The organism is Streptomyces sp. NPDC033136, assembly GCF_055578235.1.
The window spans coordinates 290998-314827 of the sequence record NZ_JBVIPD010000005.1 but is presented as its reverse complement, the minus strand read 5'-3'; the positions used below and the strand labels follow the sequence as shown (position 1 = coordinate 314827).

At 70.9% G+C, this 23830-nt stretch carries 20 protein-coding genes and 2 pseudogenes; 13 read left to right on the top strand and 9 right to left on the bottom strand.

Features of this window, described 5'->3' with window-relative positions; translation table 11 throughout:
* Nucleotides 1-244: 244 nt before the first annotated feature.
* From ACZ5TL_RS12025 to ACZ5TL_RS12010, 4 genes are all read left to right on the top strand, one after another.
* Nucleotides 245-1192: a hypothetical protein gene (locus ACZ5TL_RS12025; protein WP_468589350.1), complete on the top strand. Its 948-nt coding sequence runs from the start codon at nt 245-247 to the stop codon at nt 1190-1192.
* A 182-nt stretch (nt 1193-1374) separates the two neighbouring features.
* The gene (locus ACZ5TL_RS12020; RefSeq protein ID WP_468589349.1) at nt 1375-2418 is read left to right on the top strand and encodes a LacI family DNA-binding transcriptional regulator; all 1044 of its coding nucleotides are present in this window, start codon (nt 1375-1377) and stop codon (nt 2416-2418) included.
* Nucleotides 2415-3323 carry a carbohydrate kinase family protein gene (locus ACZ5TL_RS12015; RefSeq protein WP_468589348.1) on the top strand — a complete coding sequence of 303 codons (909 nt, stop codon included), beginning with the start codon at nt 2415-2417 and terminating at the stop codon, nt 3321-3323. Before ACZ5TL_RS12020 ends, ACZ5TL_RS12015 begins: the two co-directional genes overlap by 4 nt.
* 274 nt (nt 3324-3597) lie before the next feature.
* Nucleotides 3598-3819 carry a hypothetical protein gene (locus ACZ5TL_RS12010; RefSeq protein WP_468589347.1) on the top strand — a complete coding sequence of 74 codons (222 nt, stop codon included), beginning with the start codon at nt 3598-3600 and terminating at the stop codon, nt 3817-3819.
* Between the two features lie 116 nt (nt 3820-3935).
* On the opposite strand, the gene uvrA is transcribed toward ACZ5TL_RS12010, so the two are convergent.
* Nucleotides 3936-6956: an excinuclease ABC subunit UvrA gene (gene uvrA / locus ACZ5TL_RS12005; RefSeq protein WP_468589346.1), complete on the bottom strand. Its 3021-nt coding sequence runs from the start codon at nt 6954-6956 to the stop codon at nt 3936-3938.
* A gap of 221 nt (nt 6957-7177) precedes the next feature.
* On the opposite strand from uvrA, the gene ACZ5TL_RS12000 reads away from it, so the two are divergent.
* Together ACZ5TL_RS12000 and ACZ5TL_RS11995 are read left to right on the top strand one after the other, a co-directional pair.
* Nucleotides 7178-7867, top strand: coding sequence for a maleylpyruvate isomerase family mycothiol-dependent enzyme (locus tag ACZ5TL_RS12000; RefSeq protein ID WP_468589345.1), 690 nt, complete (start codon nt 7178-7180; stop codon nt 7865-7867).
* 35 nt (nt 7868-7902) lie between these two features.
* Complete coding sequence (locus ACZ5TL_RS11995; protein ID WP_468589344.1) at nt 7903-8559, top strand: MBL fold metallo-hydrolase; 657 nt, start codon at nt 7903-7905, stop codon at nt 8557-8559.
* A 235-nt stretch (nt 8560-8794) separates the two neighbouring features.
* Here the strand turns inward: ACZ5TL_RS11995 and aroQ are convergent, their stop codons facing one another.
* Nucleotides 8795-9268 carry a type II 3-dehydroquinate dehydratase gene (gene aroQ, locus ACZ5TL_RS11990; protein ID WP_468589343.1) on the bottom strand — a complete coding sequence of 158 codons (474 nt, stop codon included), beginning with the start codon at nt 9266-9268 and terminating at the stop codon, nt 8795-8797.
* A 218-nt stretch (nt 9269-9486) separates the two neighbouring features.
* Here aroQ and ACZ5TL_RS11985 point away from each other — a divergent pair.
* Both ACZ5TL_RS11985 and ACZ5TL_RS11980 read left to right on the top strand, forming a co-directional pair.
* A pseudogene (locus ACZ5TL_RS11985) lies at nt 9487-9694 on the top strand (LD-carboxypeptidase); the annotation flags it as partial.
* A gap of 8 nt (nt 9695-9702) precedes the next feature.
* Nucleotides 9703-9968 (top strand): annotated as a pseudogene (locus tag ACZ5TL_RS11980) (MFS transporter); the annotation flags it as partial.
* 145 nt (nt 9969-10113) lie between these two features.
* Here the strand turns inward: ACZ5TL_RS11980 and ACZ5TL_RS11975 are convergent.
* The 5 genes from ACZ5TL_RS11975 to ACZ5TL_RS11955 form a co-directional block, all read right to left on the bottom strand.
* Complete coding sequence (locus tag ACZ5TL_RS11975; protein ID WP_468589341.1) at nt 10114-11115, bottom strand: TerC/Alx family metal homeostasis membrane protein; 1002 nt, start codon at nt 11113-11115, stop codon at nt 10114-10116.
* 222 nt (nt 11116-11337) lie between these two features.
* Nucleotides 11338-13356, bottom strand: a complete 2019-nt coding sequence (locus ACZ5TL_RS11970; protein WP_468589339.1) for a TerD family protein — start codon at nt 13354-13356, stop codon at nt 11338-11340.
* A 76-nt stretch (nt 13357-13432) separates the two neighbouring features.
* Nucleotides 13433-14011, bottom strand: a complete 579-nt coding sequence (locus ACZ5TL_RS11965; RefSeq protein ID WP_468589337.1) for a TerD family protein — start codon at nt 14009-14011, stop codon at nt 13433-13435.
* Nucleotides 14012-14150: 139 nt separating this feature from the next.
* Nucleotides 14151-16304 carry an excinuclease ABC subunit UvrB gene (gene uvrB / locus ACZ5TL_RS11960; protein ID WP_468589336.1) on the bottom strand — a complete coding sequence of 718 codons (2154 nt, stop codon included), beginning with the start codon at nt 16302-16304 and terminating at the stop codon, nt 14151-14153.
* A gap of 40 nt (nt 16305-16344) precedes the next feature.
* Nucleotides 16345-17220 carry an MHYT domain-containing protein gene (locus ACZ5TL_RS11955; RefSeq protein WP_468589335.1) on the bottom strand — a complete coding sequence of 292 codons (876 nt, stop codon included), beginning with the start codon at nt 17218-17220 and terminating at the stop codon, nt 16345-16347.
* Between the two features lie 288 nt (nt 17221-17508).
* Between ACZ5TL_RS11955 and ACZ5TL_RS11950 the strand changes: the two genes are divergently transcribed.
* Both ACZ5TL_RS11950 and ACZ5TL_RS11945 read left to right on the top strand, forming a co-directional pair.
* Nucleotides 17509-18381: a glycerophosphodiester phosphodiesterase gene (locus ACZ5TL_RS11950; RefSeq protein WP_468589334.1), complete on the top strand. Its 873-nt coding sequence runs from the start codon at nt 17509-17511 to the stop codon at nt 18379-18381.
* A gap of 53 nt (nt 18382-18434) precedes the next feature.
* Nucleotides 18435-18989, top strand: a complete 555-nt coding sequence (locus ACZ5TL_RS11945) for a methylated-DNA--[protein]-cysteine S-methyltransferase (RefSeq protein WP_468589332.1) — start codon at nt 18435-18437, stop codon at nt 18987-18989.
* A gap of 13 nt (nt 18990-19002) precedes the next feature.
* On the opposite strand, the gene ACZ5TL_RS11940 is transcribed toward ACZ5TL_RS11945, so the two are convergent.
* On the bottom strand, nt 19003-19431 hold the full coding sequence (locus tag ACZ5TL_RS11940) for a VOC family protein (protein ID WP_468589331.1): 429 nt from the start codon (nt 19429-19431) through the stop codon (nt 19003-19005).
* A 107-nt stretch (nt 19432-19538) separates the two neighbouring features.
* Between ACZ5TL_RS11940 and ACZ5TL_RS11935 the strand changes: the two genes are divergently transcribed.
* Entirely contained in the window at nt 19539-20447 is a 909-nt protein-coding gene (locus ACZ5TL_RS11935) for a pseudouridine-5'-phosphate glycosidase (protein ID WP_468589329.1), read from the top strand.
* Entirely contained in the window at nt 20444-21394 is a 951-nt protein-coding gene (locus tag ACZ5TL_RS11930) for a carbohydrate kinase family protein (RefSeq protein WP_468589328.1), read from the top strand. The genes ACZ5TL_RS11935 and ACZ5TL_RS11930 overlap by 4 nt, the downstream gene beginning before the upstream one ends.
* Before the next feature lie 247 nt (nt 21395-21641).
* Here ACZ5TL_RS11930 and ACZ5TL_RS11925 read toward each other — a convergent pair whose 3' ends face one another.
* Nucleotides 21642-22433, bottom strand: a complete 792-nt coding sequence (locus ACZ5TL_RS11925) for a class I SAM-dependent methyltransferase (RefSeq protein WP_468589326.1) — start codon at nt 22431-22433, stop codon at nt 21642-21644.
* A gap of 266 nt (nt 22434-22699) precedes the next feature.
* Here ACZ5TL_RS11925 and ACZ5TL_RS11920 point away from each other — a divergent pair, with 266 nt between their 5' ends.
* A complete protein-coding gene (locus tag ACZ5TL_RS11920) occupies nt 22700-23827 on the top strand; it encodes a magnesium and cobalt transport protein CorA (RefSeq protein WP_468589325.1) in 1128 nt (375 codons plus the stop codon).
* Nucleotides 23828-23830 lie beyond the last annotated feature (3 nt).

Below are 23830 nucleotides of genomic sequence, written 5' to 3'. Positions count from 1 at the left end.
TCGCGAACGCCCGGGGCGCCCGCCCCGGGCGTTCGCATGTCCGGACAGGCCCGGCCGGGAGTACGTCACTGTCCGGCATCAGGTGTTGTCGGGACCAGGTCAACACGCTTCAATGCGGGGGAACTCGGGACCTTGAACGACGGCATACGGATGTGAAGACCTCCCCGCGCCGGCGAGACGGGCCCCCGGGCGCACCGTGCGAACGGTCTGACCAGCCGTTGCCGACTCACAGAGAGGCCCCTGCATGCCGCACGCCACACAGCACGCGGACGTCGCCACCGCGGAACTGGACTCCGTTCTGCGAGGCGGCCCCTTCCACGTCGCCCTGCGTGCCGCGATAGCCGCCCGCGGGCTGCCGCTGCAACGCGTGCAGCACCACCTCTCCCGCCACGGCGTGAAAGTCGGCGTCACCAGCCTGAGTTACTGGCAGCAGGGCGCCAGGCGTCCGCAGCGCCCGGAGTCGCTGCGGGCCGTGCGCGCGCTGGAGGAGATCCTGGAGCTGCCCGAGGAGTCGCTGATCCGGCTGCTCGCCGAGTCCGGCGACGGCCCGTCCGGGCAGCGCGCCGCCGCCCGGTCCTACCGTTCCCTCGTCGAGGCCTCCGGGGTCCTGGACCAGCTGCTGGCCGAGCTGGAGTGCCCACCGGACGGGGGCCTGCACGCCCTCGGACACCACGAGCGGCTGCGGATCGGGGCCGGGCGCGAGCTGGTCGAGCGGGAGTCGCACCACATCGTGCGCGCCCACCGGGACGGCGTCGACCGCTTCGTGGCCGTCCACCACGGCGACCGGGGAGCCGTGCCGGAGCGCATGCGGGTGCACGCCCTGGAGAACTGCCGCACGGGACGCGTGCGTTGGCACAACGACACGGGGGTGCTCGCGGCCGAGCTGCTCTTCGACACCCGGCTGCGCGCCGGGGACACCTTCCTGTTCCGCTACGGCGTCGAGGACGGGACGGCGGGCGTCTCGCGCGAGTACGTCCGCGGCTTCGACTCGCCCGGCGGCCAGTACGCGCTCCAGGTCTGCTTCGACGCCGCGGCCCTCCCGCTGCGCTGCCACCGGTTCGCCCAGCACTCGGTTGCCGCGCCCCGGAACGGATGCCAGGAGCTGGGGCTGAGCGGGCGGCATCGGTCGGTGCATCTCGTCGAGCCGCGGGTGCGGGCCGGGTTCCTGGGGATCGGCTGGGACTGGGACTAGCACGCGCCGGCGGACGAGACGGCGGAAGCTGTCTCGGGCGCTGAGGGCCACCACCGTAGGACGCACACTGAAGGCCGAGCGCTGGAGGTCGAACGCTTGCGTAAACGATTGCGCAAGCGTTTACGTGTGCCGCCGGATGCGATACGTTCCCCACCTGAGCGCCAAGAGGAGGAGGGAGCGGCATGGCGACCATGGCCGACGTCGCGCGAAGCGCCGGTGTCTCCGTGGCGACCGTCTCGCACGTGCTGAACGGCACCCGGCCGGTGCTGCCGCACACCCGCCAGGCGGTACTGGACGCCGTGGAGGAGCTCGGCTACACCACGAACACACTGGCCCGTTCCCTGGTGACGGCCCGGACGCGATCCATCGGGCTGGCCGTGTCCGCGATCAGCAACCCGTATTTCACGGAGATCCTCCAGGGTGTCGAGGCCGCCGCGCTGGAGGCCGGCTACAGCCTGCTCATCGCCGATCCGCACGACGACCCGGACCACGAGCGCAAGGTCGTCCAGCTACTGCACGAGCGCCGGGTGGACGGCATGATCGTCGCTCCCTCCGCGGCTCCGCGCGGACTGCTGGCCTACCTGGGGCGGCACGACGTACCGGCCGTGCTCCTGGACCGGCTGGTGGACGCGCCGGGGGCGGACGGCAGGCCACGTTTCGACCAGGTCTGCGCCGACAACGCCGAGCCGACGTCCCGGCTGGTCACCCATCTCGCCGGGCTGGGCCACCGGCGGATCGGGCTGGTGGCCGGGCGGCCGGGGCTCAGCACCACGAGCGAGCGGATCATGGGCTACCGCAGCGGTCTCGCGTTCGCGGGGCTGCCGTACGACGAGCGGCTGCTGGTGCACGGCGACTCGGAGTCGGCGGGTGCCGAGCAGGCCACGGCTGCCCTGCTGTCCCTCGGCGGGCCGCCCACCGCGCTGGTCACCGGCAACAACGCCATGACCATCGGGGTACTGCGGGCTCTGCGCGCGCACGGCCTGTCCGTGCCGGGCGACATCGCGCTGTGCTGCTTCGACGACTTCGCCTGGGCCGATCTGTTCTCGCCCCGGCTCACCGTGATCGCCCAGCCCAGCAAGGACATCGGCGCCCGGGCCGTGCGTGTGCTCCTGGAGCGTCTCGACGAGCCGGGCCGGCCCGCCCGGACCGTGCGGCTCCCCTGCACCTTCGTCCACCGCACCTCGTGCGGCTGTTCCGACCCGTCCGAGAAGGGAATCCCGTTGTGATCGTCGTCGCCGGTGAGGCACTGATCGACCTGGTACCACGGGGCGCGGGCGCCCTGGCGGCGCTGCAGCCGGCGCTCGGCGGCGGCCCGTACAACACGGCCGTGGCGCTCGGCCGCCTCGGCTCCCCCACCGCCTTCTGCTCCCGGGTGTCGTACGACGCCTTCGGGGAGGCCCTGCTGGACCGGCTGCGGGAGACCGGGGTGGACGTGTCGTCGGTGCAGCGGGGCTCCGAGCCGACGACCCTGGCCGTCGCCACGGTCGGTACGGACGGCTCGGCGGCGTACTCCTTCTACGTCGACGGGACGGCGGACCGGCTGTTCTCGGCGCCCTCAACGCTGCCGCCGAACACCCGCGCGCTCTCCTTCGGCACCTGCTCGCTGGTGCTGGAGCCGGGGGCGAGCGCGTACGAGGAGCTGATGCGTGCGGCGTCCGCGCAGGGGGTGTTCACCGCACTGGACCCGAACATCAGGGCCGGGCTGATCCCGGACGCGGACACCTACCGGTCGCGGTTCAAGAGCTGGCTCCCGTCGGTGTCGCTGCTGAAGCTGTCCGCGGAGGACGCCGAGTGGCTCGGCGGCACTCCCCAGGAGTGGCTGGCGGCCGGCCCGGCGGCGGTGGTGATCACCCGGGGCGGCGACGGACTGACCGCCTTCACCGCCGACGGCGGCGAGTACGCGGTGCCGGGTGAACGGGTGCGGGTCGTGGACACGATCGGAGCGGGCGACACGGTGAACGCGGCGCTGCTGCACGGGCTCGCGGCCCGCGACGCGCTCAGCACGCGGGCACTGGCCGCGCTGGGACCCGACGGCTGGTCGGAGCTGCTGGGCTTCGCGGCCCGGGCGGCGGCGATCACCTGCTCGCGCGCCGGGGCCGAGCCGCCGTACGCGCGGGAACTGGAGGCCTGACACCCGGTCCGCCGTCCGTCGGCCCTGGGGCGGTGGGCCGGCCTTGTCGGCCCCGGGCCCGTTCATGGGGCTCAGTCCGTCTCCGCCACCGCTCGCAGCGCGCCGGGGCGGCGACCGTTGAGACGGTCCAGGGCCGCGGCCGTGGCGTCGTCCGCGGGGGGGGTGGACGATGACGCGCTGTCCCTCGTCCAGGTGCGCGAGCGTCTCGTGCAGCAGTCGCAGGGACCCGGCCTCCGGGGGTTCGAGGTGCCGGGCGCCCGTCGGCCGCGGTGTCATGGCCAGGTCGGCGAAGTCCCGCCCCGGCCGTCACCGTCAGCTCGTCGGCCGGGTCGGCGAGGTACGGATCCCGGAGCGGAACGCCGTGCCGGAGCCGGACGACGAGGTCGTCGGCCACCCGGTCCCAGTCGAACCCGCCGGGTTGGACTGGGACCGGGTGAGATCCGGCGCAGCGATTTACGGGCTCCGCTTCGCGCCCGGTCTGCTCTCGGGGACGTGATGAAGATCCAGCTCGACACGCAGTTCGTGGAGCCGAAGAACGCCTGACCGGCAGCAGAACGACGCGTGCGTGCCCCACAGGGAGTCCCTGTGGGGCACGCACGTCGGCAGGAGGCGTCAGCCCTTGGTGGTCCGCGTCGTCTTCTTCGCCGCGGCCTTCGTGGACTTGGCGGCTGTCTTCTTGGCCGCGGTGCTGTTTGCCGTCCTGGTGACGGTCCTGGTCGCCGTGGCCTGCGCCGGGACGGTCTTCTTGGCCGCCCGGCGCGGTGCCTTCACCGAGGACGCGTCGCTGACGCGGTCGGCGCCGAGAACCTCCCGCAGGAACTTGCCGGTGTGACTGGCCGGGACCCCGGCGACCTGCTCGGGCGTGCCCTCGGCGACGACCAGGCCACCACCGGCGCCCCCTTCGGGGCCCATGTCGACGATCCAGTCCGCGGTCTTGATCACATCGAGGTTGTGCTCGATGACGATGACCGTGTTGCCCTTGTCGACCAGTCCGGACAGGACCGTCAGCAGCTTGCTGATGTCCTCGAAGTGCAGACCGGTGGTCGGCTCGTCCAGGACGTAGACCGTGCGGCCGGTGGAGCGGCGCTGGAGCTCGCTGGCGAGCTTGACGCGCTGGGCCTCACCGCCGGACAGGGTGGTCGCGGACTGGCCGAGCCGGACGTAGCCGAGGCCGACGTCCTTCAGGGTCTTCATGTGGCGGGAGATCGCGGGGACCGCCTCGAAGAACTCGGTGGCCTCCTCGATCGGCATGTTCAGGACGTCGGCAATGGACTTGCCCTTGTAGTGGACCTCCAGGGTCTCCCGGTTGTACCGGGCGCCGTGGCAGACCTCGCACGGGACGTAGACGTCCGGGAGGAAGTTCATCTCGATCTTGATGGTGCCGTCGCCCGCGCAGTTCTCGCAGCGGCCGCCCTTGACGTTGAAGGAGAAGCGGCCGGGCATGTAGCCGCGGACCTTCGCCTCGGTGGTCTCGGCGAAAAGCTTGCGGATGTGGTCGAAGACGCCGGTGTACGTGGCCGGGTTGGAGCGCGGGGTACGGCCGATGGGCGACTGGTCGACGTGCACGACCTTGTCGACGAGGTCGTCGCCGTCCACGCGCGTGTGCCGCCCGGGCACGTTTCTCGCGCCGTTCAGCTCGCGGGCCAGGTGCGTGTACAGGATGTCGTTGACCAGGGTCGACTTGCCGGAGCCGGAGACGCCGGTGACGGCGGTGAAGACGCCCAGCGGGAACGAGACGTCGATGTCCTGGAGGTTGTTCTCCCGGGCGCCGTGCACCGTGAGCTGCCGGGACGGGTCCAGCGGGCGCCGGATACCGGGCAGCGGGATGGCCTTCTTGCCGGACAGGTACTGACCGGTCTGCGACTCGTCGTTGGCGAGGAGTTCCTTCAAGGAGCCGCTGTGCACGACCTTGCCGCCGTGCTCACCGGCACCGGGGCCGATGTCGACGATCCAGTCGGCGGTCTTGATCGTGTCCTCGTCGTGCTCGACGACGATGAGCGTGTTGCCCATGTCACGCAGCCGGACCAAGGTCTCGATCAGCCGGTGGTTGTCGCGCTGGTGCAGGCCGATGGAGGGCTCGTCGAGGACGTACAGCACGCCGACGAGGCCGGAGCCGATCTGGGTGGCCAAGCGGATGCGCTGGGCCTCGCCGCCGGAGAGGGTCCCGGCCGCTCGGTTGAGCGAGAGGTAGTCCAGGCCGACGTCGACCAGGAACCGCAGCCGCTCGTTGACCTCCTTCAGGACGCGCTCGGCGATCTTCTTGTCGCGGGCGGTGAGCTTCAGCTCGCCCAGGAAGTCCGCGCAGTCGCTGATGGACATCGCAGCGACCTCGGCGATGGACCTGCCCATGATCGTGACCGCGAGGACGACCGGCTTCAGGCGCGTGCCCTCACAGGTCGGGCAGGGCACCTCTCGCATGTAGCCCTCGAAGCGCTCGCGGCTCGCGTCGCTCTCGGCCTCGCTGTGCCGGCGCTTGACGAAGGGGACGGCGCCCTCGAAGGCGGTGGTGTAGCGGCGCTCGCGCCCATAGCGGTTGCGGTAGCGGACCTCGACCTGGGTCTTGTGGCCGTGGAGCAGGGCCTTCTTGGCGCGCTGCGGCAGGCCCGCGAAGGGGATGTCCGTACGGAAGCCCAGCGCGTCGCCGAGGGCGCCGATCAGGCGGCCGAAGTAGTCCTTGGTGTGGCCGTGCGACCACGGGTGGATGGCGCCCTCGTCGAGGCTCTTGTCCGGGTCGGGGACGATCAGCTCCGGATCGACCTCCATGCGCGTGCCGATGCCGGTGCAGTCCGGGCAGGCGCCGAAGGGCGAGTTGAAGGAGAAGGAGCGGGGCTCCAGTTCCTCGAAGGACAGGTCGTCGTACGCGCAGTACAGGTGCTCCGAGTACATGCGCTCGCGCTCGGGGTCGTCCTCGGGGAGGTCGACGAAGTCGAGTACGACCATGCCGCCGGACAGGCCGAGGGCGGTCTCGACGGAGTCGGTGAGGCGGCGCTTCGCGGAGTCCTTCACCGTGAGACGGTCGACGACCACCTCGATGGTGTGCTTCTCCTGCTTCTTCAGCGTGGGCGGGTTCGACAGCTGGATCGTCTCGCCGTCCACCCGCGCGCGGGAGTAGCCCTTGGTCTGGAGGTCGGCGAAGAGGTCGACGAACTCGCCCTTGCGCTCGCGCACCAGCGGTGACAGCACCTGGAAGCGGCTGCCCTCGGGCAGCTCCAGGACCTTGTCGACGATGGCCTGCGGCGACTGGCGGGAGATCGGGCGCCCGCACTCGGGGCAGTGCGGCTTGCCGATGCGCGCGAAAAGCAACCGCAGGTAGTCGTAGACCTCGGTGATCGTGCCGACCGTCGAGCGGGGGTTGCGCGAGGTCGACTTCTGGTCGATGGAGACCGCCGGGGAGAGACCCTCGATGAAGTCGACGTCCGGCTTGTCCATCTGTCCGAGGAACTGCCGGGCGTACGAGGACAGCGACTCCACATAGCGCCGCTGGCCCTCGGCGAAGATGGTGTCGAAGGCCAGCGAGGACTTGCCCGACCCCGACAGGCCCGTGAAGACGATGAGCGAGTCGCGCGGGAGGTCGAGCGAGACGTTCTTGAGGTTGTGCTCGCGCGCTCCACGAACGATGAGACGGTCGGCCACGCCGGTCCGCACCTTTCTTGAGAGAAGTGACAGGGGCGGGGCCCCCGTCTTTCTCAGACTAGGGGGAGCCACTGACAACGCCGGTCGCATTCGCCTGTGCCAACAAACCCCGGCTTTCCAGCATGCCCGACGCCACGACCGACCTTATAGCACGTGCTTTCGATTTACGGCACGGGCTCACCACCTTCACCCGAAGGAGTGGCGGAGCTAGGGTCAGCACCATGATTGATCACGCTCATGACCTGGCGTCTGTACGTGACGCGACGCAACGGCTGCTGACCGCAGTCGGCGCACTGGACAACGCCTCTGTGACGCAGCCGTCACGGCTGCCCGGCTGGAGCCGCGGCCACGTCCTGGCACACCTCGCCCGCAACGCGGACGCCCTCGCGAACGTCCTCGAAGGGCGTCCCATGTACGTCTCCGGCGAGGCCCGCGACGCCGACATCGAGCGGGACGCCCCGCGCGCCCTCGACGTCCAGCTCGCCGACCTGCGCGAGAGCGCGGCCCGCTTCCAGGAGGCCGGGGACGCTCCGGCGGACTGGTCGCGCGTGGTGGAACTCCGCAACGGGGTCACGGACTCCGCCTCCCGGGTGCCGTTCCGGCGGTGGGTCGAGGTGGAGCTGCATCACGTGGACCTGGGGATCGGGTACGAGCTGGAGGATCTGCCGGCGGAGTTCGCCGAGCGGGAGATCGGCTTCCTCGCCGACCGGTTCGCCGGGCATCCCGACGTACCGTCCACGCGCGTCACGGACGGCACGCGCGCGTGGAGCACGGGACGCCGGCCGGGTGACGGACCCGAGATGACCGTCACCGGCGCCCCGGCCGACCTCCTCGGCTGGCTGGCCGGCCGCCGCACCGGCGCCGCACTCACCGTGGACGGCGGCCCGCTCCCGGCGCTCCCGCCGCTCTAGGACCCGGACCGCTCCCCCGCTATAGGCTGGCTGACATGATGTACAGCGGACAGGTGACGGTCGGCGGGCCCGCGGACGTGCACGAGCTCAAGGACCTGATGATCACCAAGATCGCGGTGGGTCCGATGAACAACAACGCCTATCTGCTGCGCTGCCGGGCCACGGACGAGCAGCTGCTGATCGACGCGGCGAACGAGGCGGAGACACTGCTCGGAATGATCGGCGACGACGGCATCGCGTCGGTCGTCACGACCCACCGGCACGGCGACCACTGGCAGGCGCTCGCCGAGGTCGTGGCGGCCACCGGCGCCCGCACCTACGCGGGCAGGGAGGACGCCGAGGGCATCCCCGTACGGACCGATGTGCTGGTCGACGACGGCGACACCATCCGGGTGGGGCGCGTGGAACTCACCGCGCGCCACCTGGTCGGACACACACCCGGCTCGATCGCCCTGGTCTACGACGACCCGCACGGCCATCCCCATGTGTTCACCGGGGACTGCCTCTTCCCCGGCGGTGTGGGGAACACCCACAAGGACCCGAAGGCGTTCTCCAGTCTCCTCCACGACGTCGAGACCAAGATCTTCGACGTACTCCCGGACGAGACGTGGGTCTACCCGGGGCACGGCAACGACACGTCCCTGGGCGCGGAGCGCCCGCATCTGCCGGAGTGGCACGCGCGCGGGTGGTGAAGGGCTACGTAGGGGCGCACGCGCGTTGAGTGGTGAGCCGCGCACGCGCCCCGTGTGAATCCTTCGCACACGCCGGTGTCGTACGTGCGCTCCCCTCTCCGCTGGTTGCGCGGTCAACTGGTGCCAGCCCCGCGCAGGAAGACAGCTCCTGAGCGGATGGGCCGCCGGTCTGTCGATCCCCGCCCTCGGCCGGCGGCCCCGGCGACTACCTGAGTTCAGGGCTTGCGCCCCCGCCTCAGGCGTCCGCCTTTCCCGCCCCTGCCAGGGCCGCGACCCGCTCCACGCCGAACACGTACCCCTGCACCCCGCAGCCCGCGATGACCCCGTCGGCACGCAGCGAGACGTACGAGTGGTGCCGGAACGACTCGCGCTGGTGGATGTTGGAGATGTGGACCTCCAACACCGGCATGCCGTCACAGGTGTTGAGGGCGTCCAGGATGGCGACGGAGGTGTGGGAGTAGGCGCCCGGGTTGATCACGATGCCGCAGTGGTTCAGCCGCGCATCGTGGATCCAGTCGACCAGCTCGCCCTCGTGGTTGGACTGGCGGAAGTCGACCGTACCGCCGTGCGCGGCCGCCGCCTTGGCGCACAAGGCCTCGACGTCGGCGAGGGTGTCGGAGCCGTAGATATCCGGCTGGCGCTGGCCGAGCAGGTTGAGATTGGGGCCGTTGAGGATCATGATCGGGGCGTGGGCCAGGGTGCGGGGCACGGTTCCTCCGGTCCGGTCAGGGTCGGGCGGCCCGTCAGGACCGCTGCTCACAGCCGGTCTATCACGGTGCGCCGACAGCCCGCGGGCCGTAGCCTCCCCGGCATGACGAGCCTGGCCTACCCGCCCAAGCCGTCTCCCGGTGACCGCGTCGCCGTCATCTCGCCCTCCTCCGGTCTGCCAGGGCTCTGGAAGACCGGATCACCGTGCTCGCGCATCTGGACGGGGAGACGGCCCGCGACCTCTCCCGGTACGACGGCGGTGCGCTGCTCCTAAAGACTGCTTCTGGAGACCTCGGAGGACATGCCGAGCGCCACGGAGGTCTACCGCACCCTGCGGAACATGGGCGAGCGCGGGCTGCTCCGGCGCTTTCCGGCCCTGCTGATGGGCCGCCCGAAGTCCTGGTCCCTCGGCCTGCCCAGCAGCCCCGGGAAGGCATGTTCGCCGTGATCGCCGCGTATCTGCCGGAGTTGTACGAGCCGCGGGTGCGGTGCACGGGCGCCGCCGTCGGCTACAACCTCGGTGGCGTCATCGGGGGCGCCCTCACACCGATCGTGGCGACGGCACTGGCGAGCAGGGCGGTCGAGTGCCGTGGAGCGTGGCCGCGTATCTGACGGCGATCGCACTGTTCAGCCTGGTGTGCTTCGCGAAGCTGCCGGAGACGCGGCCGGCGGGGACGGCTACGAAGGTCGCTTCTGGGTGACCTCGAGGGTGGCCGGTGGCACTACGGGCCGGGGGCCAGGGGCGGGGCCGGGGATCGCGCACAGGAACAAGCAAGCACCTCGAGCGGTGCTCGGCGCATTGACGAGCACCGCTCCCGGTGATGGTTGTTCTTACGTCCGACTTGGTCAGACGTCGATGCTGTCCTTCGGAGCGCTTCCGCTCTTGCCCTGCGCCTCCTCGGCCACCGCCTGCTTCTTGGAAGCCCGCAGACTGGTGATCGTGGTGACGATAAGGACGGAGCAGATCACGCCGAGCGAGACCGGAATGCTGATCTCGGGGACGTGCACCCCGGACTCGTGCAGCGCGTGCAGCACGAGCTTCACTCCGATGAAGCCGAGGATGATCGACAGGCCGTAGCTGAGGTGGACCAGCTTCCTCAGCAGGCCGCCGATGAGGAAGTACAGCTGGCGCAGACCCATCAGGGCGAACGCGTTGGCCGTGAAGACGATGTACGGGTCCTGCGTCAGGCCGAAGATCGCGGGGATGGAGTCGAGCGCGAACAGCACGTCCGTGGTGCCGATCGCGAGCATTACGACCAGCATCGGGGTCATGACCCGCTTGCCGTTCTCCTCGATCCACAACTTGGTGCCGTGGTAGCGGTCGGCCACACCGAAGCGGCGCTCGGCGGCCTTGAGCAGCCTGTTCTCCTCGAACTCCTCGTCCTCCTCGTCGGCCCGGGCCTCCTGGATGAGCTTCCAGGCGGTCCAGATCAGGAAGGCGCCGAAGAGGTAGAAGACCCACGAGAAGCTGGCGAGGATCGCCGCGCCCGCGGCGATGAAGATAGCCCGCAGGACCAGGGCTATGAGGACACCGATCAGGAGGACGCGCTGCTGGTACTGCGAGGGCACCGCGAACTTCGCCATGATCAGGACGAACACGAAGAGGTTGTCGACGCTCAGCGACTTCTCGGTGATGAAGCCCGCGAAGAACTCGCCGGCGGGCTGGCCGCCACCGAACACGAGCAGACCGAGCCCGAAGATCACGGCCAGGACGATCCAGACGACCGTCCAGATCCCGGCTTCCTTGATCGACACGTCGTGCGGCTTGCGGCCGATGAAGAAGTCGACCGCGATCAGGGCGGCGAGGCCCACGATCGTCAGGACCCATAGGGTCATGGAAACATCCACTGCGCCTCCGGCAGTCGTAACGGCAGATGTCAGCGTCGTCGCTGCCGGAGGTCTCTTCCACCCAGGGATGGGCCGACGCCCCGGGATCTGGCTTGATCCGTATTGACGGGCACGTCGCAGCAGACAGGGAGTACTCCCCTCCGTGCCGGTAACAGTACCCAATCACCAAGAACCGGTAAAGCCCTCGGTAAAAGAAGGGCCAAAATTCCTGGTCAGCGCGCTTTACGTGTACTTGGTACGGGCTGCCGCCACCTGGGTGAGGACCTGCTGGAGGACCTGGCTGCCGGGCGGCACGAGCGACGGCTCGTACGTCCAGGCGTGACCGACCCAGGGGTCGGCGAGATGGTCGTCGGCCAGCGGGGTCAGCCGCAGCAGCGAACGCCACAACGGGTCGAGCAAAGGACCGTATCCGGAGGTCTCCTCGCGATCGGCCACCAGCATCAGATGGACGCCGAAGGCGGGGCCCTCGTCGGCGAGGTAACGCAACTGGTTCACGGCCCGGTCGTCGAAGCCGTGCGGGAAGTCGTTGACGATCAGCAACTGCTGGGAGGTGTCGAAGCCGGGCGGGAGGGCGTCGGCGGCACCGCCTCGGACCGCCATCTGCACCAGGTCGACCCGCTGGGTCAGCCGGCCCAGCACATCCGCCACCCCGGCGGCGCCGAGCGCGGGCGGGCCCGCGAGCACGCTCGTCCGCACGAGCGGGGCCAGGGGCTGCGCTCCCGAGCCGGCCGGGTCGATGACATGGACGGTGAACTCGCCCGCCGGGTAGACGGCGAGCAGCCGGGCCGCGTGCGCGACCGCCGTCTCCATCGCGAGACGTCCCAGGGCGTGCGCGTCGGTGAACAGCCCGTCGGACGACTCGGTCCGTCCGCTGTCGATCCACAGGCCGCGCTCCAGCGGCAGCCTCACCAGCATCGGGATGCGGATCCGGTCGGCCTCGGAAAGATGGAGGTCGCCCAGGCGCAGGGCCATGGGGATCTCCATCGGCACCCGGTACGACTGCCACACGGGGTTGTCCCAGCGGGCGTACGCCGGCGGCAGGGCCGGTTCGACGACGTCGGCCTCGGCCGTGAGCTGGGCGAGGTCCCGGTCGAGGGCCTCCCTGGCCTGGTCGACGAGCTGGGCGTGCCGGGCGCGGGCCGCCTCACGGGCGGCGTCGCCCTGCCCGCCGACGCGGCTGCGCGGGTCGGACAGGACCTGTTCGAGCTCCTTGTCCATGCGGGACTCGGCGAAGTCCACGGCGCTGCGGTAGGCGGCGGTGGTGCGGGCGAGGTCCTCGAACATCCCCCACACCTGGTTGTAGAGCCGCTCCTCCATGGACCAGCCGGTCGCGTCGCCCGCGACGGGTTGTGCGGGCTGTCCGGGCGCGGCAGGGGGTGCGGCCGGCGGGGGCGAGGGCGGAGCCGCGTTCTGGCGGCGCGGGTGGCTGTAGTCGATCGGTGCGCCGGCGGGGGACGCGGACGGCGGCGTCACGGCGTTGAGGTCCGGCGCGGCCCCGGGGTATGACGGTGTCTGCGGGGCGGTCTGCCCTGGTCCGCCCGTCGTCTGGCCGCCGTACGGGGACACCGGGGGTACCGGGCCGGGCTGGGGCGCGGTGCCGCCCTGGTCCGGGCCGAGGGCCGGGGCCGCGGCCTGCCGGGAACGGTCGCCGTCCGCCGTGCGCGGCGGGGGCGCCTGGACCGAGCGGGCCAGGCCCTGGGCCACCGCGTCGTGGATGCTGCCGGCGAGCTGCCGGGCCTGTTGCAGGCCCTGGTCGGTGAGGAGCTCGGCGAGGCCGCCGGCGTAGCCCTGGCCGACGGCGCGCACCTTCCAGGCGCCCTGCCTGCGGTAGAGCTCCAGGGCGACGACGGCCGACTCGGCGTCCAGGCCGGTGATGGTGTAGCCGACGATCCCGGCGCCATCGAGGCCGGTGACGGCGACGAAGGGGGCGGCCACGGCCCCGAAACGGACCGGGCCGGTTCCGCCGGTGGGCAGGGCGAGCAGCACGCTGACACGGTGGACGGCCTGCGGCACGGCGTCCAGATCCACCGCGAGGCGGTGGTCGGCGGCCGCTTGCCGGGAGACCTCGAGACCCGGCTGGGTGGGTGCGCCCGGGTGGGCCACCCACTCCACGCCGTGGATCCGGCCGTTCTCGTCGCTGAGCGAGGCCACGGCCACGATCGGCGTGCCGGCCGAGATCCGGATCTCGAGACGGGACTGGGAGAGCGGGTGGTTCTGCCCCCGCACCAGCTCGGCCGTCATCGCCTTCGTCCCCCTGTGTCGTTGTGTGGTGTCGTGTGCTGCTCGCCGGCCCGCCCGGTCCGGGGCCCGGGTGCTCTCAGAGGAGCGGCAGGATCGCCGGCATCAGGTCCTGGAAGGTGCGGCCGTTGGCCGGGTTGCCCAGAGCCGTCATCGTCCAGCCCGGACCCGAACGGTGCACCTTCGCCATGATCTGGGCCGTGTACTGGCCGCCGCCGGCGAGCGTGTAGCGGGCGAGTTCCTGGCCGTTGGTCTCGTCGACCAGGCGGCAGAACGCGTTCTGCACCTCCTGGAAGGTCTGGCCCGTGAACGAGTTCACCGTGAAGACGATCTGGTCGATGTGGACCGGGATGCGCGCGAGGTCGACGAGGATCGCCTCGTCGTCGCCGCCCTGGCCGACACCGCCGACGAGGTTGTCACCGGTGTGGCGCACCGAGCCGTCGTCGCTCACCAGGTGGCGGAAGAAGACGACGTCGACCGGCTGCTTGTCCGCGAAGAGGACAGCGGAGGCGTCGAGGTCGATCTCTCGCGTGCGCGAGCCGAACAGGCCGCGCCGGGGAGCCGCCTGCCAGCCGAGACCCATACGCACCGCGGTCAGGCTGCCGCCGTCGCTCTTCTGCAGACTGATGGCCTGACCCTTGGTCATGTTGACGGTCACGCGCTGATTCCCCTCTCGAACGTCCCCTGTTGCCGCGAAGTCGCGGGTTGACCAGAACCCTACGCAGGAGCACTGACAGTGACGCACCCCGGTCCGCATGTTGTGTCGGTCTTGCAACACAGTGCGTACGCGGTCCGTGTCAGGCCAGGCCGGCCTCCTTCATCTGGCGCAGTTCCTTCTTCATCTCGGAGACCTCGTCGCGCAGCCGGGCCGCGATCTCGAACTGCAGGTCCGCTGCGGCGGCCCGCATGCGCGTGGTGAGCTCCTCGATCTGCTCGGCGAGTTCGGCCGCTGGGCGGTCGGTCGGCACCGTCTCCTCGGCCTTGCTCTTGCCCTTGGCGGACCTGGCGGACTTGGCGGTCTCGGCCGCCTTGCCGAGGGAGGGCACGGGCGCCTTGGCGCCGCCGCCGTCCTTCCTCGACTTGCGGTAGCCCGAGCCGAGCAACTGCTCGGTGTCGATGTCCTCGCGGGCGATCTGGGCGACGATGTCGTTGATCTTCTTGCGGAGGGGCTGGGGGTCGATGCCGTGCTCCGTGTTGTACGCGATCTGCTTCTCCCGGCGCCGGTTGGTCTCGTCGATGGCCTTCTCCATCGCCGGAGTGATCTTGTCGGCGTACATGTGGACCTGGCCGGAAACGTTCCGCGCGGCGCGGCCGATGGTCTGGATCAGGGAGGTGCCGGAGCGCAGGAAGCCCTCCTTGTCGGCGTCCAGGATCGCCACCAGGGACACCTCGGGCAGGTCGAGGCCCTCGCGCAGGAGGTTGATGCCGACCAGTACGTCGTACTCGCCGGCGCGCAGCTCACGCAGCAGCTCGACCCGGCGCAGGGTGTCTACGTCGCTGTGCAGGTAGCGCACCTGGATGCCGAGCTCGAGGAAGTAGTCCGTGAGGTCCTCGGCCATCTTCTTGGTGAGCGTGGTGACCAGGACGCGCTCGTCCTTCTCCGTGCGCTGCCGGATCTCGTGCACCAGGTCGTCGATCTGGCCCTCGGTGGGCTTGACGACGACTTCCGGGTCGACGAGGCCGGTGGGGCGGATGATCTGCTCGACGAAACCGTCCGAGCGGGACATCTCGTAGGTGCCCGGGGTGGCCGACAGGTAGACCGACTGGCCGATGCGCTCCTGGAACTCCTCCCACTTCAGGGGGCGGTTGTCCAGGGCGGAGGGCAGCCGGAAGCCGTGGTCGACAAGGGTGCGCTTGCGGGAGGCGTCGCCCTCGTACATGGCGCCGATCTGCGGGACGGTGACGTGCGACTCGTCGATGACGAGCAGGAAGTCGTCCGGGAAGTAGTCGAGCAGGGTGTTCGGCGGGGAGCCGGGCAGACGGCCGTCGAAGTGCATCGAGTAGTTCTCGACGCCGGAGCAGGAGCCGATCTGGCGGAGCATCTCGATGTCGTACGTCGTGCGCATGCGCAGGCGCTGGGCCTCCAGGAGCTTGCCCTGCTTCTCCAGCTCCCCGAGTCGCTCGGTCAGTTCCTTCTCGATGTCGTTGACGGCCCGCTCAAGGCGCTCGGGCCCCGCGACGTAGTGGGAGGCCGGGAAGACGTACAGCTGCTGGTCGTCGCTGATGATCTCGCCGGTGAGCGGGTGCAGCGTGGACAGCGCCTCGATCTCGTCGCCGAACATCTCGATGCGGACGGCCAGCTCCTCGTAGACCGGGAAGATCTCGATGGTGTCGCCGCGGACGCGGAAGGTGCCGCGGGAGAACGCCATGTCGTTGCGCGTGTACTGGATGTCCACGAAGCGGCGCAGCAGCTCGTCACGGTCGATCTCCTCGCCGACCCTGAGGGGAACCATGCGGTCGACGTACTCCTGCGGGGTGCCGAGGCCGTAGATGCAGGAGACCGAGGCGACCACGACGACGTCGCGGCGGGTGAGCAGCGAGTTCGTCGCGGAGTGGCGCAGGCGCTCGACCTCCTCGTTGATCGAGGAGTCCTTCTCGATGTAGGTGTCCGACTGCGGGACGTACGCCTCGGGCTGGTAGTAGTCGTAGTACGAGACGAAGTACTCGACGGCGTTGTTCGGCAGCAGCTCGCGGAACTCGTTCGCCAGCTGGGCGGCCAGCGTCTTGTTCGGCGCCATCACGAGCGTGGGGCGCTGGAGCTTCTCGATCATCCACGCGGTGGTGGCGGACTTGCCGGTGCCGGTCGCGCCGAGCAGGACGACGTCCTTCTCGCCTGCCTGGACGCGCCGGGCGAGCTCGGCGATGGCCGCCGGCTGATCGCCGTTGGGCTGGTAGGGGCTGACGACCTCGAAGGGCGCCACCGTGCGTTCGATCTGGGATACGGGCCGCATGGGATCCACCGTACGACTCCGCACTGACAACGGGCTCCGATCAGCGGTTCTGCGGTGTTCGGGAGGTCCGGTGCTCCACGGGGCGGCGGGGGCGGAACCGCATGCGGTGGGCGGAGTGGTGCTGGACGGTGGTGTGGGTGTGGGCGGGGACGCCCGGTCTCCGCTCGGTGGGGACCACGGCGGGCTTCCCCATGACCATCAGCGGGTCGAACATCACCACGGCGCCGGCGAGCAGGAGGAAGGCGAGCGGGCCGATCAGCATGGGCGCGAGCAGGGCGGCGGGCGTCTCCCCCGTGGTGGGTTCGGCCGTGCCGTGGAGGTGGATTTCGAGGGCGGCCATCCCGGTGTAGTGCATGCCGGTCACGGCGAGTCCCATGACGAGGCCGGCGCCCACGCTCCACAGGAAGCCCCGGACCTGGCCAGCCGCCCACAGGGCGGCGGTGGCGGCGCCCATGGCGATCACGACGGAGGCACCGACGGTCAGCGTGTTGTACTCCAGCTTGCCGTCCAGGCTCATGCTGGCCATGCCGAGGTAGTGCATCGACGCGATACCCAGGCCGGTGATGGTGCCCCCGGTGAACAGGGCCGTCCCGCGGGCCCCCTTGAAGCCGACGATGAAGATCCCGACGCCCACCATCACGATCGCGACGGCCAGGCTCGCGAAGGTCATCGCCTTGTCGTAGTGGATCGGAACCCCCCGGACCGTGAACCCCATCATCGCGATGAAGTGCATGGTCCATATACCGGAGCCGATGGCGGCCGAGCCGAGGGCGAGCCAGCCGGGGCGCCACGACTGGGCGACCAGCATGGATCTGGTGGTGCAGCGCAGGCCCAGGGCGCCGCCGAGGCAGGCCATGAGGTAGGCCACCAGGGGTGTGACCAGGCCGTAGCTGAATCCGTCGACCGTGCCCTGCATGCGCGGCTGCCCTTCCCGCCCTTTGCGTCCCGGAATATCTGATGTGCGCCCCCTCCCAGGACCGCAGGAGCGGTCAGGGTTGACGCAGAGAGTATGACTCCCACCGGAATGGTCGAACGACTTTCCGGCAAACAAACACCGCCTTGCCCCAGTTGTGCGGTACCAGTGAGCGGAGTTGGGTCATCTCCGTTCAACCTGTGGCCATCCTGCACTCCTCTCGCGTTGACCCTCCGCTGTCACAGTTGTGCTGTCTGTGATGTTGCCTAGCGCTCGACACGAGGAGTACGCATGCACGCGCGCGCTGTTGTCGCCTCGACCACCGCACTCCTGGGGGCCGCCGCTCTCCTCTTCCCCCTCTCCCCCGCGCGGGCCGCGAGCGGGGGTGCGGGGCCGCTCGTCATCGCTCACCGGGGGGCCTCCGCGTACGCGCCCGAGAACACCCTGGCCGCCGTCGACAAGGCGGCCGAGCTGGGCATCCGCTGGGTGGAGAACGACGTCCAGCGGACCAGGGACGGTGAGCTGGTCGTCCTCCACGACGACAACCTGCGGCGCACCACCGATGTCGAGGAGGTCTTCCCGGACCGGGCTCCGTGGAAGGTGAAGGACTTCACGGCCGCCGAGATCGCCCGCCTGGACGCGGGCAGCTGGTTCGGCCCCGCGTACGCGGGCGCGCGTGTGCCGACGCTGGAGCAGTTCGTGGACCGTGTGGAGCGCCGGCACCAGAAACTCCTCCTGGAAATCAAGAACCCGGAGCTGTACCCGGGCATCGAGCGGCAGACGCTGAAGGTCCTCAGCAACGAGGGCTGGCTCGACCGGTCGCATCTGGCGGGCCGGCTGATCGTGCAGAGCTTCAGCGCGGACAGCGTGCGGACGGTGCACGAGCTGAAGCCGGGCGTGAAGACCGGCCTCCTGGGCACGCCGTCCGTGGCGGACGTGCCGGGCTACGCCGAGTTCGCGGACCAGATCAACCCCTCGCACGGCTCGCTCTCCCCGGCCTACGTGGCCTCGGTCCAGGCGTTCACCGGGCCGCACGGCAGGCCGATGGAGGTCTTCACCTGGACGGTCGACGACGCGGCGACGGCCCAGCGGGTCGCCGGGTACGGCGTCGACGGGATCATCACCAACAAGCCGGATGTGGTGCGCAACGCCGTGGGCGGGTGATGCTGCGTCCCGGCCGGGGCGGCGCTGTCAGTGGTGGGTCGTACCGTGGGCGCATGGACAGTCAGGGGCAGGCCGGACCGCGGGTCGTGTGGGCGGTCGTCGAGAGCGGGATCGGGCCGCTGCTGCTCGCCGCGAGCCGGGACGGCCTGGTCAACGTGGTGTTCCACGCCACGGACGCGGTGCGCGACCGTGCGGTCGAGCGGCTGGCGTCGCGGCTGGGCACCGAGCCCGTCGAGGCGCCCGGCTCCCCGCTGCTGGCCGAGGCGATACGCCAGGTCCAGGCGTATTTCGCGGGCGAGCGCCACACCTTCGACCTGCCGCTGGACTGGTCGCTGATCTCCGGATTCAACCGGGAGGTCCTGCGCGAACTGGCCTCCGGTGTGCCGTACGGCACAGTCGTGGGGTACGGCGATCTGGCCGGGCGCGTCGGCCAGCCGGGCGCCGCCCAGGCGGTGGGCATGGCGATGGGCGCCAACCCGCTGCCGGTGGTGGTGCCCTGTCACCGGGTCGTCGAGAGCGGCGGCGGCATCGGCGGCTTCGGCGGCGGGCTGGAGACCAAGCGGAAGCTGCTCGCCCTGGAAGGGGTGCTTCCCGAGCCGCTGTTCTGAGGCGCGCGTTCGCTCAGTCGTAGTGCCGTGCCTCGAAGACGTTGCCGTCCGGGTCCCGGAAGTAGAAGCTGCGCGTGGCCTTGCCCCGGGCTCCGAAGGAGTCGTGGGAGAGCTTCGACATGGGTACGGAGTGTTCCTGGAGGCGGCTGAGCAGGGCGTCGAAGTCGCCGCGGGACAGGGACAGGCAGACGTGATTGACGGGGTGCCCCGCGCTGTCGGCGGAGCCGGGCAGCATCGTCATACGCTCCGCGAAGGTCAGCGGCATGAGGTCGAGGATGGTCTCGTCGTTGACGCGTACGGACGGGAACGGCACCTCCCCGGCGGTGAATTCGGCGAGCCTGACCGGCTCCAGGCCGACGGCTTCCTCGTAGAAGCCGGCGGCGGCGACCGGGTCGCGCACCCAGAGGACGATGTGGTCGAGGCGTGGTGTGTGGTCGGTCATGCACCCCAGGCTCGTGACGTCTCCGACGGCCCGCAAGGGTTTGGCCCGGCGCGCCGCCCGCCAGGGATGAGGGAAGACCGATTGACCGGGTGACAGGAGGCAGGCGCGTGGTGCTGGTGACGTCCGAAGAGGTACGGGAGGCGATCGACGCGCGCCGGCCCGTGGTGGCCCTGGAGTCCACGATCATCGCCCACGGCCTGCCGCGGCCGCGCAACCTCCAGGTGGCGCTGGAGCTGGAGAGGGCCGTGCGGCAGAAGGGCGCGGTGCCCGCGACGATCGCCGTGCTGGACGGACGGCCCCATGTCGGTCTGGACAAGGAGCAGCTGGAGCGGGTCGCGAACCAGGACGGCATCCGCAAGCTGGGCCACCGTGACCTGCCGCTCGCCATGGCCTCCGGTGCGAGCGGGGCCACCACGGTGTCGGCGACCGCGCTGCTCGCGGCGCTGGCGGGCGTGCGGGTGTTCGCGACGGGCGGGCTCGGCGGGGTGCACCGGGAGTGGACGGTCACGCAGGACGAGTCGGCCGACCTGGGGCTGCTGGCGCGCACGCGGATCACCGTGGTGTGTGCCGGGGTGAAGTCGATCCTGGACGTGCCGGCGACGCTGCAGCGGCTGGAGACGCTGGGGGTGGCGGTGGCCGGTTACGGCACCGGGCGGTTCCCCGGCTTCTACCTGTCCGACTCGGGGCATCCGGTGGACTGGACGCTGGGGACGCCGGAGGAGGTGGCGGGCGTCATGCGGTCCCAGGACGCGCTCGCCGGGCCGGAGTCGGCGCTGATCGTCGCCAACCCCGTCCCCGAGGGGGAGCAGCTCGATCCGGAGCTGCACGCGCGTGTGCTCGCTGACGCGCTGCACGCGTGCGAGGCGGAGGGGATCACCGGCCAGGCGGTCACGCCGTTCCTGCTCGACTACCTGGTGCGGCACACCGACGGCGCCTCCCTGAGCGCCAATCTCGCGGCGGTCCGCGGCAACGTACGCCTGGCGGCGCGGATCGCGGCGGCCTGGGCCCGGGGATGACCGGCGGCGGGGCCGGTCCGGCGGAAGGCGGCGCCGGCGCGCGGGAGGGCCGGGCGCTGCTGGTCGTCGGGGACGTCATCACCGATGTCGTCGCGCGGCACCGGGGGCCGCTCGCGCCCGGCACGGACACGGCTGCCTCGATCCGGACGGTACCCGGCGGGGCGGGCGCCAACGTGGCGTGCTGGGCGGCCCACCGGGGTCCGGCGGAGGTGCGGCTGCTCGGGTGTGTGGGAGCGGAGGCGGCCGCCTGGCACGAGCGTGAGCTGGTGGCCCACGGCGTGCGACCGCGGCTCGTCGTCGATCCGGCGGCGCCGACCGGCACGGTGATCTGCCTGGTGGACGGGGGCGCTGCGGCGGAGCGGACGTTCCTCACCGACAGTGGCGCGTCGTTGCGGCTCGAAGCCGCCGACTGGTCGGACGCACTGCTCGACGGGGTGGCCCGGCTGCATCTGTCGGGCTATCTCCTGTTCTCGGAGTCGAGCCGGGGCCTGGTGGCGGTGGCTCTGCGAGCCGCACGTGCGCGTGGCGTGCCGGTGAGCCTGGATCCGGCCTCGTCCGGCTTTCTCGCGGAGCTGGGCGCGGAGCGGTTCCTGGCGCTCGTGGAGGGCGTGGACGTCCTGCTGCCCAGCCGGGACGAGGCGTACCTGCTGACGGGGCTGGCCGACGCGGCCGAGGCGGCTGCCGGGCTGAGCCTGCGCGTGCCGCTGGTCGTCGCCAAGCAGGGCCACGAGGGGGCGCTCGTCGCCCGCTCGGGAAGGGTGACCGCCCGTGTCCCCGCCGTACCGGCGACGCCACGAGACACCACGGGCGCCGGTGACGCCTTCACCGGCGCGTTCCTCGCCGCGCTGCTCACGGGTGCTGAGCCGGAGGCGGCCGCGGCCGAGGGGTGCCGGGCGGGTGCGAGGGCGGTGGAGCGGGTGGGAGGCAGACCGCCCCTGCCCGGCTGACGGATCCTGTCCGGTTGGCGGGCCTCTGGCAGGCCTCGTCCGGTTGACGGGGCTGCCCGTTGACGGGCTCAATCCCGCTGACGGGCCCTGCCCTTGACGGGCTCAATCCTGTTGACGGGCCCTGCCCTTGACGGGCTCAATCCCGCTGACGGGCCCCATCCGGTTGACGGGCCCTGGCCCGCTGACCGCCGTCCCTGTCAGGCTGACGGGCTCGGCCGGAAGGTGCCCCGCGTCCTGGACCGGCCGACTACTGCTTGCGCCCCCACGCCGAGATCATCGGAGCCGTCGTCAGGTCGAGCGCCCCGGAACCGACGTTGACGAGGTGCCGGTCGATGTCCTCGTTCGTGGCCAGGCCTGCCGTGACCAGTTGATCGCGGATCTGGCGGATCGTCACGGACTCCAGGGCGGCGCAGGCCGGTGAGGTGAGAGGGAAGTAGGCGTCGGCGTGCACGCGGGTCAGGCCCGCCGCCCGGAGCAGGCGCGGGAGGGTGCGGCCGGAGGGGAGGTCGGTCCCGCGGTCGGCGACCAGCGTGCGGAAGCCGTGCCGCAGCCGGTTCGCGAGCTGCTGCTCCGGACCGTGCTCGTCGGGGCAGAGCAGGGGCTGCAGGGAGGGGTCGGCGTCCTCGACGAGAAGGCGCCCGCCCGGGCGCAGGGCCCTGACCATGGACCGCAACGCCTGTTCCCGGTCGGTGACATGCACCAGGGCGAGGCGGGCGTGCACCAGGTCGAAGCCCTCCCCCGGCGGTTCCTGCGCACCGAGGTCGTGGACACGCACCTCGACGGGTGGCCGCGCGGCGGCGGCGAGCCGTGCCGTGTCGGTGTCGGTCGCGACAACGCGTCCGGTCGGGCCGACCTTCTTGGCCAGCCAGGACACCACGGTGGTGCCGGCCCCGACCTCCCAGCACCGCCAGCCGGACCCGACGCCGAGCGTTTCCAGATGCCGGAACGTCGTGGGGTCGAAGAGGGCGGCGAAGGCGCTGAAGTACTCTGCGGCCCCGGTCTGCCGGTTGTCGAGGAGGTGCCCATCGGTTCGCATCATGCCGCGATCATCCCATTTGACCGACTTGTCGTACCGGTCGACGCTCCGGACCGGAGGCCCACGTCACCGCTCGGGGACGGAGAACCTCCCGCCGCGGGCATGCGTCGATGTGTCAGAGCCGCCGATCCGGCGAGCTGCCCGTCCACAGCCGGGAACCAAGCGGAATGTGCCGTTTCCACAGGCTTCCCCGCAGCTCACACAGGCCTGGCAGACTGCAGCTCCAAGGCGCAGGAACGGCGCGAGGAGTTCCACGCAAGGAGATCCGGATGTCCATGGCAGGGAATTTGCGGAGGGTGACGAGCCTCGGCGGGGTCGGCGGTCTGCGCAAGGTGGCCCGGCTGGCCCGGCGGCGCCCACGCGTCGACCTGAGCCACCCGGCCCGGTCCCCGCTGGGCTCCTCGGTGGTGAACTGCGTGACGTACCGGGACGGCGTCCGCACCCCCGCCGACGGCGATCTGGTGGACGCCGTGGAGCGGGTTCGCAAGAGCCGGGAGGGCTTCGTCTGGCTCGGTCTGCACGAGCCGACGGACCAGGAGTTCGCGGGCATCGCCGAGCTCTTCGACTTGCACCCGCTGGCCGTGGAGGACGCCGTCGAGGCCCACCAGCGCCCCAAGCTGGAGCGGTACGGTGACACGCTCTTCGCGGTGTTCAAGACGGTCTGCTACGTCGAGCACGAGGAACTCACGGCCACCAGCGAGGTGGTGAACACCGGCGAGATCATGGTGTTCGTCGGCAAGGACTTCGTGGTCACGGTGCGGCACGGCCGGCACGGCTCGCTTGGCCCGCTGCGCGAGGAGCTGGAGTCCGACCCCCAGCAGCTGGCCAAGGGCCCGTCGGCGGTGCTGCACGCGGTCGCCGACCATGTGGTGGACGACTACCTGACCGTCACGGACGCGGTGCAGCTGGACATCGACCAGGCCGAGACGGACGTGTTCGCGCAGGACGGCGCGCGGGCCGACCCGGGGCGCATCTACCAGCTCAAGCGTGAACTGCTGGAGCTGAAGCGGGCGGTGGTGCCGCTGAGCCGGCCGCTCGAGGACCTCGCCACCCGGCCGATCCGGGCGGTCGACCCGGAGATACAGGCGTACTTCCGCGATGTCTCGGACCACCTGCTGCGGGCGAAGGAGCAGATCGCCGCCTTCGACGAACTGCTCAACTCCATCCTGCAGGCGCACCTCGCGCAGGTCACGGTCGCGCAGAACGAGGACATGCGGAAGATCACGGCGTGGGCCGCGATCATCGCCGTGCCGACGATGGTCTGCGGGGTGTACGGCATGAACTTCGACCACATGCCGGAGCTGCACTGGCGGTACGGCTACGGCATGGTCATCGGCGTGATATCCGTCGCGTGTCTGGCGCTGTACCGGATGTTCCGGCGCAGCGGCTGGCTCTGACGC

Excerpts from the sequence above, each read along its gene's own strand:
- ACZ5TL_RS12025 (WP_468589350.1), top strand. The coding sequence starts at position 245 with ATGCCGCACGCCACACAGCACGCGGACGTCGCCACCGCGGAACTGGAC.
- ACZ5TL_RS12020 (WP_468589349.1), top strand. The coding sequence starts at position 1,375 with ATGGCGACCATGGCCGACGTCGCGCGAAGCGCCGGTGTCTCCGTGGCG.
- ACZ5TL_RS12010 (WP_468589347.1), top strand. The coding sequence starts at position 3,598 with ATGGCCAGGTCGGCGAAGTCCCGCCCCGGCCGTCACCGTCAGCTCGTC.
- ACZ5TL_RS12000 (WP_468589345.1), top strand. The coding sequence starts at position 7,178 with ATGATTGATCACGCTCATGACCTGGCGTCTGTACGTGACGCGACGCAA.
- ACZ5TL_RS11995 (WP_468589344.1), top strand. The coding sequence starts at position 7,903 with ATGATGTACAGCGGACAGGTGACGGTCGGCGGGCCCGCGGACGTGCAC.
- ACZ5TL_RS11970 (WP_468589339.1), bottom strand. The coding sequence starts at position 13,356 with ATGACGGCCGAGCTGGTGCGGGGGCAGAACCACCCGCTCTCCCAGTCC.
- uvrB (WP_468589336.1), bottom strand. The coding sequence starts at position 16,304 with ATGCGGCCCGTATCCCAGATCGAACGCACGGTGGCGCCCTTCGAGGTC.
- ACZ5TL_RS11955 (WP_468589335.1), bottom strand. The coding sequence starts at position 17,220 with ATGCAGGGCACGGTCGACGGATTCAGCTACGGCCTGGTCACACCCCTG.
- ACZ5TL_RS11950 (WP_468589334.1), top strand. The coding sequence starts at position 17,509 with ATGCACGCGCGCGCTGTTGTCGCCTCGACCACCGCACTCCTGGGGGCC.
- ACZ5TL_RS11945 (WP_468589332.1), top strand. The coding sequence starts at position 18,435 with ATGGACAGTCAGGGGCAGGCCGGACCGCGGGTCGTGTGGGCGGTCGTC.
- ACZ5TL_RS11940 (WP_468589331.1), bottom strand. The coding sequence starts at position 19,431 with ATGACCGACCACACACCACGCCTCGACCACATCGTCCTCTGGGTGCGC.
- ACZ5TL_RS11930 (WP_468589328.1), top strand. The coding sequence starts at position 20,444 with ATGACCGGCGGCGGGGCCGGTCCGGCGGAAGGCGGCGCCGGCGCGCGG.
- ACZ5TL_RS11925 (WP_468589326.1), bottom strand. The coding sequence starts at position 22,433 with ATGATGCGAACCGATGGGCACCTCCTCGACAACCGGCAGACCGGGGCC.
- ACZ5TL_RS11920 (WP_468589325.1), top strand. The coding sequence starts at position 22,700 with ATGTCCATGGCAGGGAATTTGCGGAGGGTGACGAGCCTCGGCGGGGTC.